The sequence below is a fragment of the Streptomyces sp. NPDC054796 genome, assembly GCF_053611545.1.
In genome coordinates, this window is the sequence record NZ_JBSHAO010000025.1 from 61,569 (window position 1) to 81,852 (window position 20,284).

At 72.3% G+C, this 20,284-nt stretch carries 16 protein-coding genes; 7 read left to right on the plus strand and 9 right to left on the minus strand.

All coding sequences use genetic code 11. The features are described 5' to 3' along the window. Window positions 1–8 precede the first annotated feature (8 nt). Window positions 9–1,634 (minus strand): acyl-CoA synthetase, encoded by a 1,626-nt coding sequence (locus tag ACWGJ2_RS21365; RefSeq protein ID WP_453347733.1) that lies wholly within the window; start codon window positions 1,632–1,634, stop codon window positions 9–11. A 23-nt stretch (window positions 1,635–1,657) separates the two neighbouring features. After that, window positions 1,658–2,485, minus strand: a complete 828-nt coding sequence (locus ACWGJ2_RS21370; protein WP_453347734.1) for an enoyl-CoA hydratase/isomerase family protein — start codon at window positions 2,483–2,485, stop codon at window positions 1,658–1,660. 168 nt (window positions 2,486–2,653) lie between these two features. Here ACWGJ2_RS21370 and ACWGJ2_RS21375 point away from each other — a divergent pair, with 168 nt between their 5' ends. Further along, window positions 2,654–3,556, plus strand: a complete 903-nt coding sequence (locus ACWGJ2_RS21375; protein ID WP_453347735.1) for a LysR substrate-binding domain-containing protein — start codon at window positions 2,654–2,656, stop codon at window positions 3,554–3,556. Window positions 3,557–3,713: 157 nt separating this feature from the next. Beyond that, window positions 3,714–4,838 (plus strand): CDP-alcohol phosphatidyltransferase family protein, encoded by a 1,125-nt coding sequence (locus ACWGJ2_RS21380; RefSeq protein WP_453347736.1) that lies wholly within the window; start codon window positions 3,714–3,716, stop codon window positions 4,836–4,838. A gap of 118 nt (window positions 4,839–4,956) precedes the next feature. Here the strand turns inward: ACWGJ2_RS21380 and ACWGJ2_RS21385 are convergent, their stop codons facing one another. Beyond that, entirely contained in the window at window positions 4,957–5,604 is a 648-nt protein-coding gene (locus ACWGJ2_RS21385) for a class II aldolase/adducin family protein (RefSeq protein ID WP_453347737.1), read from the minus strand. Then, window positions 5,601–6,911 carry a 3-oxo-tetronate kinase gene (otnK, locus tag ACWGJ2_RS21390; protein WP_453347738.1) on the minus strand — a complete coding sequence of 437 codons (1,311 nt, stop codon included), beginning with the start codon at window positions 6,909–6,911 and terminating at the stop codon, window positions 5,601–5,603. Before otnK ends, ACWGJ2_RS21385 begins: the two co-directional genes overlap by 4 nt. Window positions 6,912–7,131: 220 nt before the next feature. Here otnK and ACWGJ2_RS21395 point away from each other — a divergent pair, with 220 nt between their 5' ends. The 3 genes from ACWGJ2_RS21395 to ACWGJ2_RS21405 all read left to right on the plus strand — a co-directional run bounded on the left by ACWGJ2_RS21395 (window position 7,132) and on the right by ACWGJ2_RS21405 (window position 10,885). Continuing rightward, window positions 7,132–8,550 (plus strand): homoserine dehydrogenase, encoded by a 1,419-nt coding sequence (locus ACWGJ2_RS21395; RefSeq protein WP_453347739.1) that lies wholly within the window; start codon window positions 7,132–7,134, stop codon window positions 8,548–8,550. Further along, a complete protein-coding gene (locus tag ACWGJ2_RS21400; protein ID WP_453347740.1) occupies window positions 8,547–9,902 on the plus strand; it encodes a GntT/GntP/DsdX family permease in 1,356 nt (451 codons plus the stop codon). Before ACWGJ2_RS21395 ends, ACWGJ2_RS21400 begins: the two co-directional genes overlap by 4 nt. Window positions 9,903–10,069: 167 nt before the next feature. Then, window positions 10,070–10,885, plus strand: a complete 816-nt coding sequence (locus ACWGJ2_RS21405) for a DeoR/GlpR family DNA-binding transcription regulator (protein ID WP_453347741.1) — start codon at window positions 10,070–10,072, stop codon at window positions 10,883–10,885. A gap of 35 nt (window positions 10,886–10,920) precedes the next feature. Here the strand turns inward: ACWGJ2_RS21405 and ACWGJ2_RS21410 are convergent, their stop codons facing one another. After that, a complete protein-coding gene (locus tag ACWGJ2_RS21410; RefSeq protein WP_453347742.1) occupies window positions 10,921–12,366 on the minus strand; it encodes an MFS transporter in 1,446 nt (481 codons plus the stop codon). Window positions 12,367–12,431: 65 nt separating this feature from the next. Then, window positions 12,432–13,961, minus strand: a complete 1,530-nt coding sequence (locus ACWGJ2_RS21415) for an acyl-CoA synthetase (RefSeq protein ID WP_453347743.1) — start codon at window positions 13,959–13,961, stop codon at window positions 12,432–12,434. Window positions 13,962–14,231: 270 nt separating this feature from the next. Between ACWGJ2_RS21415 and ACWGJ2_RS21420 the strand changes: the two genes are divergently transcribed. Continuing rightward, window positions 14,232–14,693, plus strand: a complete 462-nt coding sequence (locus tag ACWGJ2_RS21420) for a MarR family winged helix-turn-helix transcriptional regulator (RefSeq protein ID WP_453347790.1) — start codon at window positions 14,232–14,234, stop codon at window positions 14,691–14,693. Window positions 14,694–14,721: 28 nt separating this feature from the next. Here ACWGJ2_RS21420 and ACWGJ2_RS21425 read toward each other — a convergent pair whose 3' ends face one another. Then, window positions 14,722–18,258, minus strand: a complete 3,537-nt coding sequence (locus ACWGJ2_RS21425; protein ID WP_453347744.1) for an NB-ARC domain-containing protein — start codon at window positions 18,256–18,258, stop codon at window positions 14,722–14,724. A gap of 68 nt (window positions 18,259–18,326) precedes the next feature. Further along, a complete protein-coding gene (locus ACWGJ2_RS21430) occupies window positions 18,327–18,926 on the minus strand; it encodes a TetR family transcriptional regulator (RefSeq protein ID WP_453347745.1) in 600 nt (199 codons plus the stop codon). 81 nt (window positions 18,927–19,007) lie between these two features. On the opposite strand from ACWGJ2_RS21430, the gene ACWGJ2_RS21435 reads away from it, so the two are divergent. After that, window positions 19,008–19,868 carry a class I SAM-dependent methyltransferase gene (locus ACWGJ2_RS21435; protein ID WP_453347746.1) on the plus strand — a complete coding sequence of 287 codons (861 nt, stop codon included), beginning with the start codon at window positions 19,008–19,010 and terminating at the stop codon, window positions 19,866–19,868. A 73-nt stretch (window positions 19,869–19,941) separates the two neighbouring features. On the opposite strand, the gene ACWGJ2_RS21440 is transcribed toward ACWGJ2_RS21435, so the two are convergent. Next, complete coding sequence (locus ACWGJ2_RS21440; RefSeq protein ID WP_453347747.1) at window positions 19,942–20,265, minus strand: putative quinol monooxygenase; 324 nt, start codon at window positions 20,263–20,265, stop codon at window positions 19,942–19,944. Between the last annotated feature and the right edge of the window lie 19 nt (window positions 20,266–20,284).

Genomic DNA, 20,284 nt, shown 5'->3' on the forward strand with positions numbered 1-20,284 from the left:
AACCTCGATCAGTCGGCGCTCAGCCGGGTGCCCGCCTCACGTGCCCTCAGCTCGGCACGGCGGATCTTCCCGGTGGACGAGCGGGGCAGGTCGGCGACGAACTCGATGTGCCGTGGATAGGCGAAGCGCGAGTGACCCTCCTTGGCGAAGGCGCGGATGGCGTCCGCCAGCTCCTCGCCGGGCTCGTGTCCCTCGGCGAGCTGCACGAACGCCTTGACGGCCTGGCCCCGCACCGGGTCGGGGACGCCCACGACCCCGGCGTCGGCCACCGCGGGGTGTGCCCGCAGCGCCTCCTCGACCTCGTAGGGGCCGACGCGGTACCCGGAGGTCTTGATGACGTCGTCGGCGCGGCCGAGGAACCAGTAGTAGCCGTCCTCGTCGACGACCGCCTGGTCCTTGGTGTGGAACCACTCGCCGCCGAAGGTCTCCTCCGATGCCTCGGGACGGTTCCAGTAGCCCAGCGGGAACTGCGGGTTGGACCTGGCGCGCAGGCAGATCTCGCCCGCCTCGCCCTGGGGCACGGGCCGCTCGCGCTCGTCCAGCAGCGCGACGTCCCAGCCGGGGAGCGGGCGCCCCATGGAGCCGTCCTTGACGGGGACGCCGGGGAAGTTGCCGACGAGGGGGTAGGACTCGGTCGAGCCGTAGTAGTCGAGCGGGGTGATCCCGAACTGCTCGCGGAACCAGCCGATGAGGTCCTCGGTCAGCGGTTCGTTGGAGGAGCACACGACCCGCAGCGACTGCGGGAAGCGGGTGCCCGCGTCCGGCACCTCGGCCCGGGTCTTGCGCAGGAAGGTGGGGTTGACCAGCGCCGTCGTCACCTTGTTGCGGGACATCGAGGCGAGCAGCCCGGCCGGGTCGAAGCCCCCGGCAGGCCGGTACACGAGGTGGACGGCGCCCGCGCGCAGCGGCCCCATCAGCTTCGCCATGGACCACGCCCAGTCGCCCGCGCCGTAGAAGACGTCGCCGGGGCGCAGGTCGTGGCAGTGCTGGAACTCGTTGTGGCCGAGCAGGGTGCGGTGCGCGTGCACGATGCCCTTGGCCGCGCCCGTCGTGCCGGAGGTGTAGAAGATCAGCGCCGGGTCGTCGGCGCGGGTGTCCACGGTGGTGAACTCTGGCGGCAGCGCGTCGATGGCCGGGTCGTCCACGTCCACGACGGTGCCCGTGAACTCCGGGGCGCGTGCCGCTCCCCCGGCCTCGGTGAGCAGGACCGTGGCGCCGGAGTCCTCCAGCCGGTAGCGGACGGGCCCGTCGGCCCACAGCAGCGACATGGTGACCAGTACCGCGCCGGTGCGCAGCACGCCCAGGTAGGCGGCCGGGGTGTCGGGGCGCTGCGGCAGCAGCACTGCGACGCGGTCCCCCGGCCGTACGCCCAGGTCACGCAGATGCGCGGCGACCTGCCGCGAACGGTCCTGGATCTCGCCCCAGCGCACCTCGCGGCGGGCGCCCGTGTGGTCCTCGTGGAGGAGCGCGAGCTTCTCGCGCGGGTGTCTGTCGGCCACGTCGGCGGCCATGTTGTAGCGCTCGGGCACGTCCCAGCCGGGGTGCGGGGGCGTGCCGGGCGCGGGGCTCGGCACGCGCTGGGCGCGGGCGGGCTCTGTGGTGTCCGTCGTGCCGGTGGTGTCCGTCGTGTTCATGGTGTGCGTCTCCCGTCGGCGGTTCAGCGGCGGCGGCCGGCGAGGAAGCGGGCCATCTCGCGCTGCGGCTCGCCGGTGGCGTACGCGGCGGCGTGCACCCGCTTCGCGGACTCGACCGCCTCGACGAGCGCCGCCTCGTCCAGCTCGCGTATGCGGCCCTTGGTCAGCGCGACCGCGCCCGAGGGCAGTTCGCCCAGCTTCCTGGCCTGTTCGACGGCCGCTGGCAGCACCTCGTCGGCGTCGACCAGGCGGGTCAGCAGGCCGAGCCGCCGCGCCTCCTCCCCGTCGACGAGGTCACCGGTCAGCGCGAACTCGGTCGTCTTGGCGCGGCCGAGGATCTCCCACATCGCCCAGATCCCGGTGATGCTGGGAATGCCGGAGAGGAGTTCGGGCTGACCCATCCGCACGTCCGGGTGGCCGATGCGCAGGTCGGCGAGGAGCGCGAACTGGAATCCGGAGCCCGCGACGACGCCGTTGACGGCCGCCACGGTGGGCTTGTCGATGTCGCGCACGGCGCGGTACAGGACGTCGAAGCTGTCGATCCATGCCTCGGCCGCCGCGTGGTCGTCCGGTGCGATGCCGCTGGTCTCGCCGAGGTCCTGGCCCGCGCAGAAGGCGCGGCCCGCGCCGGTCAGGACGACGGCGGTCACCTCCGGGTCCTTCGCGACCTCGCCCAGTACGGCGATGAGGCGTGCGCGCATCGCGGCGGTCCAGGCGTTGAGCTTGTCGGGCCGGTTCAGGGTGACGACGGCGACGGGTCCTTCGCGGGTGAGCAGGACCGTCCCGGCTCCGGGTTCCGTTTCCGCCGTCGCTGAGGCCGCATGGGCCGTCGCCGGGGTCGCCGGGGTCATGTCGGGGGTGTGCACGCTGTCGGAGGAGGGGGAGTTCACAGTGCTGGCCTTTCCGCCGTGTGTTTCCGCTGGCCACTCGCGAGTCGCCTGGAATACAAGCAGCCGTCGGCCGGGGCTGACCAACACCAATCCGGACCGGCAGTGATATCGCATCGGTATGGTGCGCGGATGGAGCTGAGACATCTGCGGTACTTCGTGGTGCTCACCGAGGAGCTGCACTTCGGCCGCGCGGCCGAGCGACTGCACATGGCGCAGCCTCCGCTTTCGCAGCGGATCCGCGATCTGGAACGCGAACTGGGAGTGCGGCTCTTCGACCGCACCCGGCACCGGGTGCGGCTGACCGAGGCCGGGGCGCTGCTGCTGGAGCACGCCAGGCCGGTGCTGGAGAGCGCGGACGCGGCGAGGGAGGCGATGCGCCGCATCCGGCCCGGCGCCGCCGGGGTACTGCGCGCGGGCGTGCCCCCGGACACCGCACCCGTCACCCTGCGGACGCTGGTGGGCACCTTCGCCTCGATGGAGCCCAGCGTCCTGATCGACCTCAACGAGATGACCACGGACGAGCAGTTGGCCAGGCTCAGGGAGGGCGAGCTGGACGTCGGCATGATCCGGCACCCGGCCGACACGGTGGGCCTGGAATCGGGTCCTGTGGTGCACCGTTCGCTGGGCGTGGTCCTCCCCGAGGAGCATCCGGCGGCGGGCGCGGAGACGGTGCGGCTGCGCCGTCTCAACGGCTCACCGCTGGTGATCTTTCCGCGGCTGATGGCGCCGAAGCTCTACGACCACATGCTGACGGTCTGCCGCGACAACGGCTTCCTCCCCGGCGCGATCCGGCACGCCCGCAACCCGCACTTCATCCATGGCCTCGTCCTCGCGGGGCGCGGTGTGCACCTCAACGAGGAGCCGTCGGCCGGGCTGCCGCCGGGGCTGGTGTGGCGCCCCGTGGACGAGCGGAGCCTGACGTGGTCCACGTCGGTCGTGTGGCCCCGCGCCCATACGGCCGACGTCGTCGCCACCTTCGCCGACGCGGCGCTCTCAGGCCTGCTGGCCGCGGGCCACGTCCACCCGGGCTGAGGCCAGAAGAAAAGGAACAAAAGGGCTTTCAAGGGATATTTAGATCCGGCAATGACCTTTATCTCAAGAAAAAGGTTGCATCCCGTGAACCTTGTGCCTCAGACAACCATCTCCTTAACTGAAGGTGAAGCCCTCCTAAAAACCGGGAAGTTTGAGCATGCTCAGAGAAATACCGCCCCTTGCCGAGGTGCGGCGCATCACTCAGAAGAAGCGCGACGCGTGGTGGACCGTCCTGCTCGTCGACCCGGTGGCCACACCGCTGGTCCGGTTCACCGCCGCGCGTACCAGGATCACTCCCAACCAGATCACCTGGGCCGCGCTCCTTCTGGGACTCGTCTCCGCCGCCTGCTTCGCGACGGGTGACTGGCGCTGGCTCGTCGCCGGTGCCGTCCTTTACCACCTGAGCTTCGTTCTCGACTGCATGGACGGGAAGATCGCCCGTCTCACGGGGACCGGCTCCGTCTTCGGCGCCTGGCTGGACTACGTCTTCGACCGCATCCGCGTCATGGCCTGCGCCGTCGCGCTGATGGCGGGCCAGTACCAGCGGACCGGCGACACCCTCTACATCTGGCTCGCCGCCGTCGTCATCTTCCTGGACGGCCTGCGGTACATCAACTCTCTGGAGATCTTCAAGACGCGCCACACCATGCGCAAGCAGATCAAGGCCCATGTGCGCGAGGCCCGGCGTGCCGAGAACTCGGCCGATCTCGCCTTCATGGAAGACCTGCTGCGCAACAACCCCGAGGCCGACATCGAGCAGGACCTCGCCAAGGCGGAGCAGGCGGAGGAGGCTTCGCACGCGGAGAGGACCGGGGAGACGCCGGGGGCCGACGAGAACGACGCGTCCGGCTCCCAGGAGCAGACCCCGCGCGCCCAGGTCATCGACCTGCACCAGGAGTTCCGGCACCGCTTCCCGTCCTACCTGCGGTTCCGCTCCTTCATGCTCCGGCACCGCATCCGCACGCACCTGATCAGCGGCATCGAGTTCCAGATGGCCGTGTTCATCATCGGCCCGCTCTTCAACATCGTGCTGCCGGTCACGATCGTCTCCGGCGTGCTGCTGCTCGTCTTCGAGCTGGCCATCATCTACAAGCTGCTGCTCTCCACCCGTGACTTCACCCGCACCATCGACTCCTTCAAGCGGGAGAAGCAGGAGCGCGAGGAGGCCGCGGCCCGCGCCGAGGCACTGGCGCCCGTCACGCACCTCGCCGGTACGGATCTGCCGGGCATGGGCACGGGCCCTGCCGGTACGGACCAGGCGCGTTTCCCCGTCGCGACGTGAAGGACTGACCGCCCGCCGAGCGTCCCCGGCGCCCCCGCTTCGCGCGGTGGCGCCGTTCCGACGTCTCCGACGCCGCCAGGGCCCAGTCGGCTCCGGCGGCTCAGGCGGCTCAGGCGGCTCAGGCGGCTTCGACGTCCCAGGGTGAGCCGTAGCGTCCCGTCAGCTCGGTGATCTCCCCGTCCGCCAGCAGGCGCTGTTCACCGCCGCCGAGCAGGAGGCGCAGCGCGCAGACTTCTTCCAGTTCCACGGCCCCGTCGGCAGCGGCACCCATCGAGGTGCCCGCCACGACGGGGCCGTGGTTCTGTAGCAGCGCGGCACGGAAGCCGAACCGGAGGCCCTCCAGCAGCTCCGCCTGCGCGGGGTCGCCAGGGGCCGCGTAGGGGATGAGGGGGGTCTGGCCGACGCGCATCACGAAGTACGGAGTGAGCGGCGGGATCGCGCTCCGCTCCGACCAGGCGGGCAGGCAGCTCACGGCCGCCGCGTGCCGCGAGTGCAGATGGACGACGGCGGTCAGCTCCGGGTCCCTGCGGTAGAAGGCCGTGTGCAGGGGGAACTCCTTGGAGGGCCGCGGCCCCGCCAGCAGGGTGCCGTCCAGGGAGAGTTCGCTGAGCGCGCCGGTGTCGAGCGCCGCGAGGTCGGCGCCGGTCGGCGTGATGAGTATCCGGTCCCCCTCCCGGACGCTGAGGTTGCCGGAGGAGCCGGGGCTGAGGCCGAGCCCCGCGAGCCGGGCGCCGGCCGCGGCGAGTTCGTCGCGCGGCCCGCTCACGACAGCACGTCCCAGGCCGTGGTGAACATGTCCGTACCGCCGAAGTTCCCCGACTTCAGCGCGAGGTCCACCGCCTGGCGCCCACCCCCGACGTGCGTCCGGGCCACCGCCCAGGAGACGCCGGGCGCGATGGGCGCGCCGAGGCGCAGCGTACGGGCGCCGAGCGCCGTCACCACCGCGCCCGAGGTCTCCCCTCCGGCCACCAGCAGGCGCCGGGCCCCCGCGCCGACCAGGTCGGCCGCGCAGCGGGCGAGTGCGCGCTCCACCAGGACCGGGGCTTCCGCGCCGCCGCCTCCGGTGCCGCGCTCGACGTCGGACTCCTCGCCGACGGCGTAGATCAGCGGCGGGCTGCCGGGGTCCTCGCGCCAGCTCTCGCGCACGAAGGCGGTGAGCGCGGCGACGGCGGCCTCGAAGTCCGCGCGCAGCGCGGCGAGGTCCAGCTTGCGGTGCGGCAGACGCTCCCGCGCGTGGCGGACCTGCGCTCGGGTGGCGGCGGAGGCGCTGCCGGAGAGGATCACGCCGTGGGTACCGCCGGCGGAGCGGGCGCGCGCGGTGGCCGCGTCGGGCTGCGGGCCGCTGAGGCCCAGGGCCAGCCCTGCGGCTCCGGTGACGAACGGCAGGTCCGAGGTGGCGGCGGCGAGGGTGCGCAGATCGGCGTCCGTGGTGGCGTCGAGGACGATCAGCCCGTCCTGGAGTCCGGGCGCGGCCAGCGCCTCGCGCACGGAGGACTCGCCCGCGCGCACCGTGTCGTGCCCGACGGCGTGCACGGGGCGGCGCGTCTGCGGCGCGAGCAGGCGGCCGAGGTGGCTGTCGCGCATGGGGGTGAGCGGGTGGTCGCGCATCGGGCTCTCGTCCAGGAGGTCGTCGTGGACGAAGAGCCGCGAGCGGTAGACGGTCCGTCCCGTGGCCGGGAAGGACGGGACGACCACGGTGCGCCGCTCCCCCAGCTCGTCGAGCAGCGCGTCGGTGACGGGGCCGATGTTGCCGTGGGGCGTGGAGTCGAAGGTGGAGCAGAACTTGAAGTAGAAGCGCGCGCAGCCGGCGGCGCGCAGGGCGCGGAGCGCGGCGACGGAGTCGGCCACGGCCTCCTCGACGGGCGCCGTGCGGGACTTGAGCGCGACGACGACCGCGTCCACCTCGCTCAGATCGCCGTCCCCGTCCCCGACCCCGTCTCCGGTCCCGTTCCCGGCGGCCTCCGCGCAGGGCGGGCCGACGGTCACCTCCGTACGGAATCCGCGCGCCACCAGCATCGTGGCGAGATCCGTCGCGCCGGTGAAGTCATCGGCGATGGCCCCTAGAAACGGCATCGGCTCTCCCGAGTTCGCGTTCGCGTGTTCTGCGGCGCCGCGAGGGCGGCGGTCCGTGGTGCATGCATGTGAAAAAATGTTACCAGTCTTGACGCTCACGTTAAATGCTGCATAGTTTTTGTTAACCGGTGAGGGTCGGCCCCCGGCCCCCAAGGTCCCCCAGGTCCCGCCAGGTCCCCGAGGCCCCGTCACCGCGCCGCGCACTTCGCCGAGGAGCTCCATGAACGTGCATCACCTGTTCGCCGACACCGGCGACCGTCCGGTCCGTTACGCGCTGTCCGGCGCCGGGGGCGGCTTCGCCCGGACGCTGCTCGCGCAGACCCGGCGCATCCCGCGTCTGACGCCCGCCGTCCTGTGCGACGTCGACGTGGAGCGGCTGCGCGCCGTCTGCGCCGAGCTGGGCTACGGCGAGGACGAGCTGGCCGTCTGCGCCGACGCGAACTCCGTCGCCGAGGCCGGGCGCGAGGGCAGGACCGCCCTCGTCGCCGACGCGGCGCTGCTCGGCGCCACGGGCTGGGACATCCTCGTCGAGGCCACCGGCAGCCCCGCGCACGGCTTCGCGATGGCACGCGACGCGCTGCGCTCCGGGCGCCACGTCGCCATGGTCAGCAAGGAGGTCGACTCCGTCGCGGGGCTCCACCTCGCCCAGCTCGCCGACGAGCGCGGGCTCGTCTACACGACCGCCGACGGGGACCAGCCAGCCAACCTCATCGGCCTGGTGACCTGGGCCGAGACCCTGGGGCTCGACATCGTCGCGATCGGCAAGTCGACGGAGTACGACCTCGTCCTCGACCCCGCCGAGGGCACCGTCACCCAGCTCGACACCACCATCCAGGCCCCGGAGCTGGCCGGGCTGCTCCAGCTCGGCGACGATGTGCGCGCGACGCTGCGCGCCCGCGCCGAGGCCGTCGCCGCGCTGCCCACGGGCGCGACGGCCGACTACTGCGAGATGGCCGTCGTCGCCACCAGCACCGGCTTCCGCCCCGACACCGAGCGGCTGCACTACCCCGTGGCCCGCGTCGCCGAGCTGGCCGACGTCTACGCGCTCCGCGAGGACGGCGGCGTCCTGCACCGCGCCGGAGCCGTCGACGTGTTCACCGCGCTCCGGCCCGTCGGCGAGGCGTCGTTCGCGGGCGGCGTCTTCGTCGTCGTCCGCACCCACGACCCGGAGACCTGGCGCACCCTGGCCGCGAAGGGGCACGTGGTGAGCCGGAACGGGAAGTACGCGGCCGTCTACCTCCCGTACCACCTCATGGGCGTGGAAACGCCCATGACTCTGCTCTCCGCCGTCCTGCACGGCCGCCCCTCCGGCGGCACGGACCCGCGCGGCCACGCCGTGCTCGCGGGCCGCGCCGAGCGGGAGCTCTCGGCGGGGAGCCCGCTGCCCATGGGCGGTCACCACCACGACGTGTCCGGGGTACGGGCCGTGCTGCTGCGCGACGAGGAAGCCCCGGACGACGTGGCCCCGCTCTATCTCGCGGCCGGTACCAGGCTGCGCCGCGCCGTACCCGAGGGCGGGCTGCTCACGCTGGACGACCTGGAGGGGTACGACACCGCGCTGGCCGCAGCGTGGGCCGAGGGCCGCGCGGCCCGCCCGTCCACGCCCGCGAGCACGAGCACCACCGGAGCGCGGTCATGAGCGACGACGTCCGTCATCTGCTGCTCGCCGGTGCGGCGATCGTCTTCCTCGTCCTGCTGATCACCAAGGCGAAGCTGCACCCGTTCCTGGCGCTCGCGTTCGCCGCGCTGGGGCTCGGTTTCGCCAACGGCATAGGCCCCGCCAAGACGGTGGAGCACTTCGAGACCGGCTTCGGCGACGCGCTCAGCGGCACGGGTCCCGTCATCGGACTCGGCACCATCCTGGGCGGCATCCTGCTCGGCTCGGGCGGCGCCGACAGGATCGCCACCGCGTTCATCGGCGCCCGCCCCGTCAAGTGGATCCCCACCGCCATCGCCGCGGCGGCGCTGCTCATCGGCATGCCGCACCTGTTCGACGTCAGCTTCGTCATGCTGGTGCCTCTGGTCTACGCGGTGGCCAAGCGCACCGGCTCCCATCTGCTGTTCGTCGGGCTGCCCATGGCGGCCGGCCTCTACGTGTCGCACGGGCTGCTGCCCCCGCACCCCTCCCCCACGCTGGCCGTGCAGGCGTACGACGCCAGCACCGGGCTCACCCTCTTCTACGGCCTGATCATCGCGATCCCCCTCGCCGCCGTCAGCGGCCCGCTGCTCACGCGGTTCGCGTCCCGGTGGTTCGGCCCGGCGCCCGACCTGGACAAGGGCCCGGTGCCCGATCCGGGGCCCGCGCCGCAGGACGGCAAGCGGCCCGTCTCCCTCGCTCTGGCCCTGATCACCGTGCTGCTGCCCGCCGCGCTGATGCTCACGGGCACCCTGGGCACGGCCGTCGTGGACAAGGGCACCTGGGCTTACACCCTCTTCGAGGCGTGCGACACACCGGTGCTGTCCCTCATCGCCGCCGTCGTCTTCGCCTTCTTCGCACTCGGTGTGCGCTCCGGGTTCGGGCTGAGCCAGCTCCAGAAGATGGCGGGCAAGGGCCTGGGGCCCGTCGGCTCCATCATCCTGATCCTGGGCGCGGGCGGCGCGCTCAAGGAGATGCTGTCGGCGACCGGCGTGGACGACGTGATCTCCCACTACGCGGTGGACTGGTCCGTGCCCCCGCTCGTGCTGGCCTGGGCCGTCGCGGCGCTGCTGCGGATCTGCCTGGGTTCGGCCACGGTGGCGACCGCCGCCGCGACGGGCATCGTGGCGCCCCTCATCGGCGCCTATCCCGGGCTGTCGCCCGAGCTGCTGGTGCTGGCCACCGCCTCCGGCGCGGTCATGCTCTCGCACGTCAACGACTCGGGGTTCTGGCTGTTCAAGGAGTACTTCCAGCTCAGCATCGCGCAGACCTTCCGCACCTGGACCCTGATGCTCTCGCTCCAGTCGGTCCTGAGCCTCGGCGGCATCCTGCTGCTGAGCACGGTGGTCGGCTGAGGGCCGCAGCCAAGCCGTGGCGGAGGAGCCCGGACCGCAGCGCGTACGGCGGTTCGGGCAGGATGAGAACGCAACACGCAGAACCGGAACAAGCGGAACCAGAACACGCAGAACCGCAACACGCAGGACGCGGCCCGAAGCCGCGAGACCGGGACGGAGAACGCAGCATGGCTTCCTCGGGCAGCACGGCTTCCTCGGAGGGGCTCCCGCTCATCCCCGACCAGCGCCGCGAGCTGCTGGTGAAGCATCTGCGCCGCGAAGGGGTGCTCAGCGTCCAGCAGATCACCCAGATCTTCGGCGTCTCGCACATGACGGTACGGCGCGACATCGCCGAACTGGAGCGCCAGGGCCTGGTCTTCTCCGTGCCCGGCGGGGTGCGTATCGCCAGTCAGGTGCACTCCGAACCCAGCTTCCAGGCGAAGTCCCAGGTCGAGCGCTCCGAGAAGCGCGCCATGGCCGAGGAGGCGGCGCGCCTGGTGCACAGCGGCATGACCGTCTACCTCGACGCGGGCACGACGATGCTCTCGATGGTGCCGCTGCTGGCCGAGCACGACGAACTCACCGTGGTCACCAACGACTTCGGCGCCGTCGAGCAGCTCTTCGGGGCGCGCCATCTCGACGTCATCCACGTCGGCGGGCAGGTCGAGCCGGACAACCACTCCAGCGTGGGGCGGCTAGCGGCGGCCACGGTCCGCCAACTGGCCTTCGACATCGCCTTCATCAGCACCAGCTCATGGGACCTGCTGCGCGGGGTGACCACACCCTCCGAGCGCAAGGTCGAGGTCAAGCAGGCGGCGATGGCGGCGGCGTCCACGTCGGTGCTGGTCGCGGGGTCCTCGAAGTACGGGACCTTCGGCATGTACAGGGTGGCGGCGCTCGGCGCGTTCGACACCGTCGTCACCGACACCGCCCTCACCGAGGCGGCTGCCGAGGGGATCCGCGCGGCGGGCGCGGATCTGCGTCTGACGTCGCCCTCCGAGTGAGCCCGGGGCGGGCCCCGGGCCCCGGGCCATTCCGGTCAGGGTGCCGGAGCCGCGCGGCGCCCTTCGTCCTCGTCCACGGCCGGGAGCCCCGCCGGACCGCTGTCGTCCAGCACCCGGCCGCTGGTCTCCCCCAGCAGGAGGATGCTCAGCACGGTCAGCAGACAGAACCCGGCGATGACGAGAGAGATGAACAGCCCGCCCCCGCCGGACGAGGAGCGGTTCACCTCGGCGAAGAGCAGCGGCCCGAAGCCCGCGCCGAGACCGGCGAGCTGGTAGCCGAGCGAGGCGCCCGTGTAGCGGCTGCGCGTGCCGAACAGCTCGGCGTACAGGGCCGCGAGGGGCCCGTACATCATCGGGTGGATCACGGCCTGCCCGAGGACGGCGGCGAGGGTGAGCAGCAGGGCGCTGCCGGAGTCCATCAGCGGGAAGAGCGCGAAGGCGAAGCCGCCCATCAGCACGGCGCCGCTCAGCACGACCGGGCGTCTGCCCGTACGGTCGGACAGCGCGGCCCAGCCGAGGATGCCGAGGACGGCCAGCGCCGAGGAAAGGGTGAGCGCGTTCAGCACGGTCTGACGCGGGTGGCCCGCCTGGACCCCGTAGGCGATGAAGTACGTGGTGAGCGCGCCCTGTGCGACGAAGGCGCCGAGTCCGGTGCCGATCGCGAGCAGCAGGTCGCGCGGGTGGTGGCGCAGCACCTCCAGCAGGGGCGGAGTGCGCGGCGGCGCCGTCTCACGCTTCGCGTCGCGCCCCGTCTCCCGTCCCTTCTCGCGCTCCGCCTCCGCCTCGCGCACCGCCCGGAAGACGGGCGTCTCCTCCACCCGCGTCCGTACGAAGAGGCCGACGGCGAGCAGCACGACGCTCAGCAGGAAGGGGATGCGCCAGCCCCAGGCGAGGAACTGCTCCTCGGTGGTGAACGAGGCGGCGGCGCTGAAGGCGGCCGTGGAGAGCACCATGCCGCAGGGCGCGCCCGCGTTGGTGAAGCCCGCCCACAGGCCGCGCCGCGAGGTGCTGTGCTCGGCCGAGACCAGCACGGCGCCGCCCCACTCCCCGCCCACCGCGATGCCCTGGAGGAGCCGCAGCAGCACCAGGATGACGGCGGCCCAGCTCCCGATCTGCTCGGACGTGGGCAGCAGCCCGATCAGGAAGCTGGCGGCGCCCATCAGCGTCATCGTCGCGACGAGCACGCGTTTGCGCCCGAACCGGTCACCGAAGTGCCCGCAGAGCACGCCGCCGAGGGGCCGCGCGACATAGCCCACGGCGAACGTGCCGAAGCTGGCGACCGTTCCGGCCAGCGGGTCCAGGCCGGAGAAGAAGATCTGACTGAAGACGACGGCCGAGGCGGTGCCGTAGAGCAGGAAGTCGTAGAACTCGATGACGCTGCCGAGGAAGCTGGACGTGACGGCCCGGCGCAACTGTGTGCTGTCGGGTCCGGGCACGGGCACGGAGTCGGCGGCTGCGGTGGGTGGTGGGTTCGGTGCCACGGTCGTCTCCTTCGGCGCCGCGCGGAGGAACGGGGAGGCGGGTCACGGGTTCCGGGGTTCAGGGATCAGGGGGTGCCGTAGCGCTCGCGGAGCGCGGACTTGAGCAGCTTGCCCGAGGCCGTACGGGGCAGGGCGTCGGCGACGACGACCGACCTGGGCACCTTGTACGCGGCGAGACGCCCGGCGAGCGTGCCGCGTATCCGGTCCGGGTCGGGCGCATCGCCTTCGTGGGGCACGACCACGGCCAGCGGGGCCTCGCCCCACTTCTCGTCGGGTACGCCGATCACGGCGCACTCGGCGACGGCGGGATCGTCGAGGAGGGCCGCCTCCACTTCGGCCGGGTAGACGTTCTCGCCACCGGAGATGATCATGTCCTTGTAGCGGTCGACGATGGTGACGTAGCCGTCCTCGTCCCTGCGCGCCGCGTCCCCGCTGCGGAACCAGCCGTCGGTGAACGCCTCGGCGCTCTCCTCCGGCAGCCCCCAGTAGCCGGGCATCACATGGGGGCCGCGCACGACCACCTCGCCGGTCTCGCCCGGTCCCACGGGGCGCAGTCCGGGGCCCGGTTCCACCACTCGCACGTCGCTGAAGAAGTGCGGCACCCCCGCGCTCCCGGCCTTGCTGACGCTGTGCGCTGCGTCGAGGAAGAGGACACCGGGTGCCGCCTCGGTCATGCCGTAGCCCTGGGTGAAGGTGAGCCCGCGCGCCTGGTACGTCTCGATCAGGGAGCGGGGCACGGGCGCGCCCCCGCAGGTGAGCAGCCGCAGTGAGGAGAGGTCGGCGTCCGGCCAGCGCGGGTGCGCCGCGAGCCGCTGGTACATCGCGGGGACCCCGAACATGAAGCTGACGCGGTGGCGTGCGACGAGGTCGAAGGCCGCGTCGGGCTCGAAGGAACCGGTGAGCAGACAGCAGCCGCCCTTGAGCAGGACGGGGAGGGCGAGCATGTTGAGCGCGGCGGTGTGGAAGAGCGGCGCGGAGACGAGGGCGACCTCGTCGGCGACGAGATCGTGGTCGACGAGGACGTTGACCGCGTTCCAGGTGAGGTTCCCATGGGTGAGCATCGCGCCCTTGGGGCGGCCCGTGGTGCCCGAGGTGTACATGAGCAGGCACAGGTCGTCCGGGTCGACGGTCTCGTCCAGTGGCTCGCCCTGTGCCGCCGCGATCGCGTCCTCGTAGGCGACGTCGACGGGCAGCGTCCGGGGGACGTCGCCTACGGGGACGGAACCGCCGCGCTGCCCGGCCAGTTCCTGGACGAGCGGCGCGTGTTCGGGGGTGTGGACGAGGAGGCGGGCGCCGGAGTCGGTGAGCTGGTACGCGGTCTCGGGGGCGCTCAGCCGGGTGTTGAGCGGCAGGAAGACGGCGCCGAGCAGGCCCGTCGCGAAGAACGTCTCGAAGTAGGCGGGGTGGTTGGGCCCGAGGAAGGCCACCCGGTCCCCGCGCCGCACCCCCAGCTCCCGCAGCGTGTGGGCGAGCCGCGTGGTGCGGTCGTGGAGCGCGGCGAAGGTGACGGTGCGTCCGTCGTGGAGAAGGGCCGCGCGATGGGGGGTCTTGCGGGCGCGGCGTGCGGGCCAGGATCCCAGTCCCTCGTTGCGCATCACACTCTCCTCGTCAGGAGCCGGAGCCGGTGGTCCGCCACGTGCGGGGTGCGGAGAGGAAGCTAGGACCAATAATTGTCGACGTCAATAGTTGTCGCCGACACCTTCGTGGACCATCCTTGACGTACGGCGGGCCGCGAAGCACAGCGGCGGACGAGTGACAGGGGACGGACGACGGTGAGCAGGGAGCAGGCCATCACGTACACGCGCTCGGCGAAGGACCCGGGCAGGACCCCCGCGAGCCGCAGCCTCGACGCCGACGAGCCGTGGATGCGCTCGCTGCACTCCGACACCGGCTATCTGCTCTACCGGCTCGGCCTGCGCTCGGGCCAACTGTTCAACGCGACGCTCCAGGAGTCGGGGCTGCGGCTGCGCCACTACGCGGTGCTGCGCTATCTCGCCACCGTCGAGGGCGCGCTCCAGCGGGAGCTGAGCACGCGGCTGGGCTACGACCCGTCGGCCATCGTCGGCCTCGTCGACGACCTGGAACGCCTGCAACTGGTCGAGCGCCGCCCGGCGCCCGCCGACCGGCGCAGCCGGGTCGTCGTCCTGACGGAGGCGGGGAGCGACTTCCTGCGCGACATGGACGCCGCGAGCCTGCGCGTGAGCGACGGCCTGCTCGCACCGCTCGACGCTGCCGAACGCGAGCTGCTGCACGGGCTGTTGCTGCGCCTCGCGGAGCCTGACGCGTCAGACGCGTCGTCCGCCTCATCAGCTCGCGAAGGCGGCTGAGCCCGGCACCCCGGCGTGGCCGCCGGGTTCATGTGCGTACGTCGAAGACGTAGAGGCCCAGTTCGCCGCAGACCGCGAGGCGGTCTCCCGAGGGGAACCACGTCAGGCGGCCCAGCGCCGAGTCCACCCGGAGGTAGGTGACGCAGCGCAGCGTCGCCGTGTCCCACAGGCGGAGGGTCTTGTCCCGGCTGCTGGTGGCAAGCCACCGGCCGTCCGGACTGACGGCGACGCCCGTGACCTCACCCACGTGACCGGTGAGCGTTGCGCGCGGAGTGCCGTCCGCGTGCCACAGCCGCACAGCACCCTTTTCTGCGGGACCAGCCAGCCAGGTGCCGCAGGGGGCGATGGCCACGGTGTTGGGGTAGACCAGGCCGGTCCTCTCGCCAAGCGTGGCGCGCGGGGTGCCGTCGGCCTCCCACAACCGGACCGTGCCGTCCCCGCTCTCGGTGGCGAGCCATGTGCCGCACGGCGCGATCGCCACGTCCCAAACATTGTTGTCCGCGTAGGAATCGCCGCGGCAAACAGGGAGTTCGCCGCGCGGGGTGCCGTCGGCCTCCCACAACCGGACCGTGCCATCCTCGCCCGCGGCGGCGAACCACGTCCCGCACGGCGCAATGGCGAGGGCGTTGATCCAGTTCGCTTCCTCCTCCTTGATCACGGCGCGCAGGGAGCCGTCGCTGTTCCACCGTTCGACGAACCCCCCGCTCCCCGCTACGGCCAGCCAGGTGCCGCACGGGGCGATGGCCACGGTTTCGAGCAAATCAGCATGGCCTTCGCGCGCGAAGTCGCGCAGTTCGGCGCCGTCCGCGCTCAGCAGCCGGACGGTACGGCCGCCGTCCACCACGGCCAGCCAACTGCCGTCCGGCCCGGCCGCCACCTCTCGTACCCTGCGGGCGAAGCCCTCCGGAGGGCGTCCCGCGCGCTCGACGCTCCACAGGCGCAGCGTCTTATCGTGGCTGGTCGAGACAAGCCAACTGCCGTCCGGGCCGATGGCCAGACCGGCGATCTCCTCGGAGTGGCCGCTGAGGACGCCCCGCGCGGTGCCGTCCGTGTTCCACAGGTGCACGGCCCCGTGACCGGTACCTGCCGCGAGCCAACTGCCGTCCGGGCTCACCGTGAGGCAAAAGACCTCACTCGTGTCGTCGATCTCGCCGCGAGGAGTGCCGTCGATGTCCCACAGCCGGATGGATGTCCGGGTACCCCGGATGTTCCGGCTCCCGGTGGCGAGCCAGGTGCCGCAGGGCGAGAGCGCGAGAGTGTAGACCGAGCTGCCGACGCCGTGGATAGTGCGGCGCGGGGTGCCGTCGGCGTCCCAGAAGCGGACAGTGTGGCCAACGGTTCCGAACACGCCGCCCGGACTGACGCAGGCGGCGAGCCAACTGCCGTCGGGGCTCACCGTCAGGTCGTACACCGTGCCGGTACCGGTGATGACGGCGCGCGGGGTGCCGTCGGCGTCCCACAGATGGATCGTGGGTTCCGGGTCATGGTGGGCCACGGCGAACCAACTGCCGTCCGGGCTGATGGCCACTCTGGAAGGGGACCGCAGCTTGCCGACGGGGGCGACACGCGGCGTGCCGTCGGCATTCCAGAGCCGCACGGTGCCGTCCAGCGACGCGGTGACGATCGTGCCGTCCGGCGTGATCGCCACGTCGGTCGCCAGCTCGCCGGTGCCCGGAAGCTCGCCGATCCGGGTGCCGGACAGTGTCCACAGCTCGGTCCGTTCGCCTACGGCGCAGGCGACCCAGGTGCCGTCCGGGCTGATCGCCACCGCATGGAAGCTGTCGGTGTCGTGGTGGAACGCCCGGAGGAACGCCGGGTGGTGGGAGTCGGGGAGCGGCCACGCGGGGATCAGCAGCGGTGTCGGCAGGAGGCGTTGGGCCGCGGTCCGCCAAGCGTCCAGCGAGGGGTGGCCGCTCAGCCGGGCGAGCAGCGTGCTGCCCAGGCCGCCCGCCGCGTCGGCGCGCGCGAGCAGATGCGCGTTCTGGGTGACGGCCCGGCCCAGCGCCTCGGCGAGCGGGCCCGTGGCACGGCTCAGGTCGGACTCCAGGGGCGCCGGACCATGCTGGTCCAGAACGGCCAGGACCCAGCGCGGATCGCAGACCACATCGTTCAACTCGGCCGTCAGCTCCGCCTGTTGCAGGTGGTGGCTCAACTGGCGCCACAGGTACGGCTCTTGCGGCGGGAGCCGCCACCAGGGGAACACCTCGGACGATGGCTCGACCGGTACGTCGTCGCTCTGCTCACGCGGCAGGGCGACCCGGTGCGCGTCGAGCAGCGCCCGGTGCAGGTCGCGCAGTTGGGAGGCCGCGCGATGGCGCAGGTAGGCGCGCATGATGTCGTGCAGACGCAGAGCGAGGGTCGGAGGGCCGTCACCCGCCACCTCGGCCTCGGTCACCGTGAGGTCGACGAGGGAGAGGTCAGCGAGGTCCTGGCAGAGGCGCTCCGTCTCCGCCGGGCCGAGGCCCCCGGTGTGCGCCCAGTACGCGGCCAGAGTCGACTCGGGAACGGCCACGTCCTCAGGAAAAACGGCGAGTTCGAGGTAGCGCTGGAGCCTCGCGGGGTCCAGCAGCGACAGGCTTGCCTCGACGGTCGCGGCGACGGCGGCGCCGCGCTGGTCCGCGTCGGTGACGTCCATCGCGACGGGCCCGCGATCCGCCAGTTGCCTCGCGATCCGCGCTGCGGCCGTGGGCAGCGCGAGCCCGCCGCGCACATACCGGCGCAGCGCTCCATTGACGAGCCGGAGCAGCACCGGCCACGAGCCCGTCCCCGCGAACAGCGCCGCCAGGTCGCTCGCACGGGCGGCGGGCAGGCCGTCGGTCAGCAGCTCCCACGCCTGCCCGGGTGTCATGGCGTTGACCAGCACGGGGTCGGTGGCGTCCGGCAGCGCAGCCCGCACCCGGGTGGTGACCAGACGGCGGCAGCCGGGGCCACCCAGCAGGAACGGTGCGAGCTGCGAGGCCCGCCAGATGTCGTCCACGACGAGCAGAAGGCGACGGTCCGCGAGAAGCCGGCCCAGGTGGTGCCCGGCCTGCTCCGGGTCGGTGAACGGCGGGTGGCCTCCGGAGAGCTGGGAGGCCAGGTTGTTGATCTTCCCTGCCAGCTCGGCGCCTTCGACCTGCTCGCCGAGCGTCACCCACAGCACGCCGTCGGGAAACCGCCGCAGCGTGCGCGGATCGCGGCAGCACTCGGCGGCCATGGTGGTCTTGCCGATGCCGCCCATGCCGGAGACGGCGGTGAGGGCGACGAGCCCGTCCCCGTCCTCGGCGAGGAGGCGTGCGACGATCTCGTCGGCCAGCTCCGCGCGCGGCACGATCCGGTGCGTCCTCGCGGGCACCATGCACAACGGCCCTGCGGACAGGGCGAGTTGACGGTCAGGGAACGGCAGTGGCCCGCCCTCCGAGGACGGCCACGAACCGACGTTGACCACGATGTCCCGGATGTCCCGCCCCATGACCGTAGGGCCGTAGACCGCCGTGCCAGCGATCTCGTTGCGCACCGCGCCGCCATCCTGCGCCGTCGGCCACGTCGAACCGTCCGAGGACGGCTGCTCCGCTCCGCCCGCCATCACGTACCCCCGTGTCCGAACCGTCCGCACGTGTCCGGGCATTAAACCAGCGGGAGGCGGGCCGGACGTTACGCCCGCTGCTCCCGCACCGCATCACCGACAACCGTCGTCACGACCTTGCCGACCGCCGCCGCGTCCGGCGCGGCGCTTTCCCGGTCGGCGAAGAGGAGGTGTCCCGCGCCGATCAGCGTGGGGGCGAGCGCGTCGATGTCGGCGTCCGCCGCGAGACGGCCCAGTTCGCGTTCCGCCGTGAGGTAGGCGGCGATCATGGCCGTGGCCTCCGTCAGGACCGGGACGCCGGTCGGTGTGGTCCGGCGCAGCCGGGTGCGCAGTTCGTCCCGTGAGGTGATCAGGGCGACGATCGCCACCGCGACCGACTCGAACAGCTCCGTCAGCGCGCCCGCGAGATTGCCGGTCACGGTGCCGGTCCCGGCCGCGTCGCGCAGCGCGTCGGCCTGGTGGCCGATCCGGGCGACGCGGTCCAGCACGAGGTCGGCGAGGAAGGCGTCGAAGTCGGTGAAGTGACGGTGCAGCACGCCCTTGGCGCAGCCCGCCTCCGCGGTGACGGCGCGGCTGGTGAGCGCGCTCGGCCCGTCGCGGAGCAGTACGCGCTCGGCGGCGTCGAAGAGCTGCTCGCGCACATCGCGGATGGCCGTTCCTGTCGGCACCCTGTCTCCCGTCTCTTTGCTTCTTCACGTGTTCCGGCCCGCCCATTGACGAGTGGGCATGCGCCCACTCATAGTGGGCACATGCCCACTATACCGCCGGGGCCCCCTGCCCCCTCCGGCTCCGACCCCTCCTTCCGGCAGTACGCGGAGTCGTTCGGCACGGACGCCGAGCGCTACGAGCGTGCCCGGCCCCGCTATCCCGAAGCGCTGCTGGAGCGCGTCATCGCCAACAGCCCCAGCCCCCGCCCAGGACCCAGCCCCCGCCCAGGCCCCGACATCCTCGACGTCGGCTGCGGCACCGGCATCGCGGCCCGGCAGTTCCAGGCCCTCGGCGGCCGGGTGCTCGGGGTGGAGCCCGACGCGCGGATGGCCGAGGTGGCACGGCGGTTCGGGGTCGAGGTCGAGACGGCGGCGTTCGAGGGGTGGGACGCGGGCGGCAGGAAGTTCGACGTGGTCGTCGCGGGCCAGGCGTGGCACTGGATCGACCCCGTGGCGGGTGCCGCCAAGGCCGCCGAGGTGCTGCGTCCCGGCGGTCTGCTGGCGGTGTTCTGGAACGTCTTCCGGCTCCCGCCCGAGCTGGCGGACGCCTGCGGCGACGCCTACCGGCGAGCGGTGCCCGACTCGCCGTTCGATCTGCGCGCCGCGCTGAGCCAGGACACCGACCCGTATCAGGAGATCCTCACCAGGGCCGCGGACGGCATCCAGCGGACGGGCGCCTTCGGCGCGGCGGAGCGGTGGCGGTTCGACTGGGAGCACCTGTGCACCAGGGACGCGTGGCTGGACCAGTTGCCCACCCTGGGCATCCTCACCCGGCTTCCGCCGGACCAGCTCGCGCCGATACTGGAGGCGGCGGGCGACGCCGTCGACGCGGCCGGGGGCAGCTTCACCATGCGCTACGCGACGGTGGCGGTCGGCGCGGCCCGCACCGGCGCCGCCACCTGACCGCCTGACCGGCCTCCCCCGCCCACGGGTCCCGTGGGCGGGGGAGGCCGGTGACAGCGGGATCAACAGCGGATCAGCCGATGGACAGCTCGCCCATGGCGCTCCAGCCCTCCGCACCCGGAATCGTGGTGCTCACGATGTCGGGCGTACGGCGCAGCAGCGGACGCATGGTCTCCAGTCCGGCCCGGAAGTGATCGGAGTTGACGTGGGCCTCGCCCGCGTCGTCCTGGAAGGCTTCCACCAGGACGTAGGTGTCGGGCTCCTCGATGCTGCGGGACCACTCGAACCAGAGGTTCCCCGGCTCCGCGCGGGTGGCGTTCGTGAAGGCCGCGACATGCTCGGGCCACTGCTCGACATGCTCGGGCTTCACCGGAAATTTGACGACAATAAAGATCATTTCTCGATTGTAGGACGCC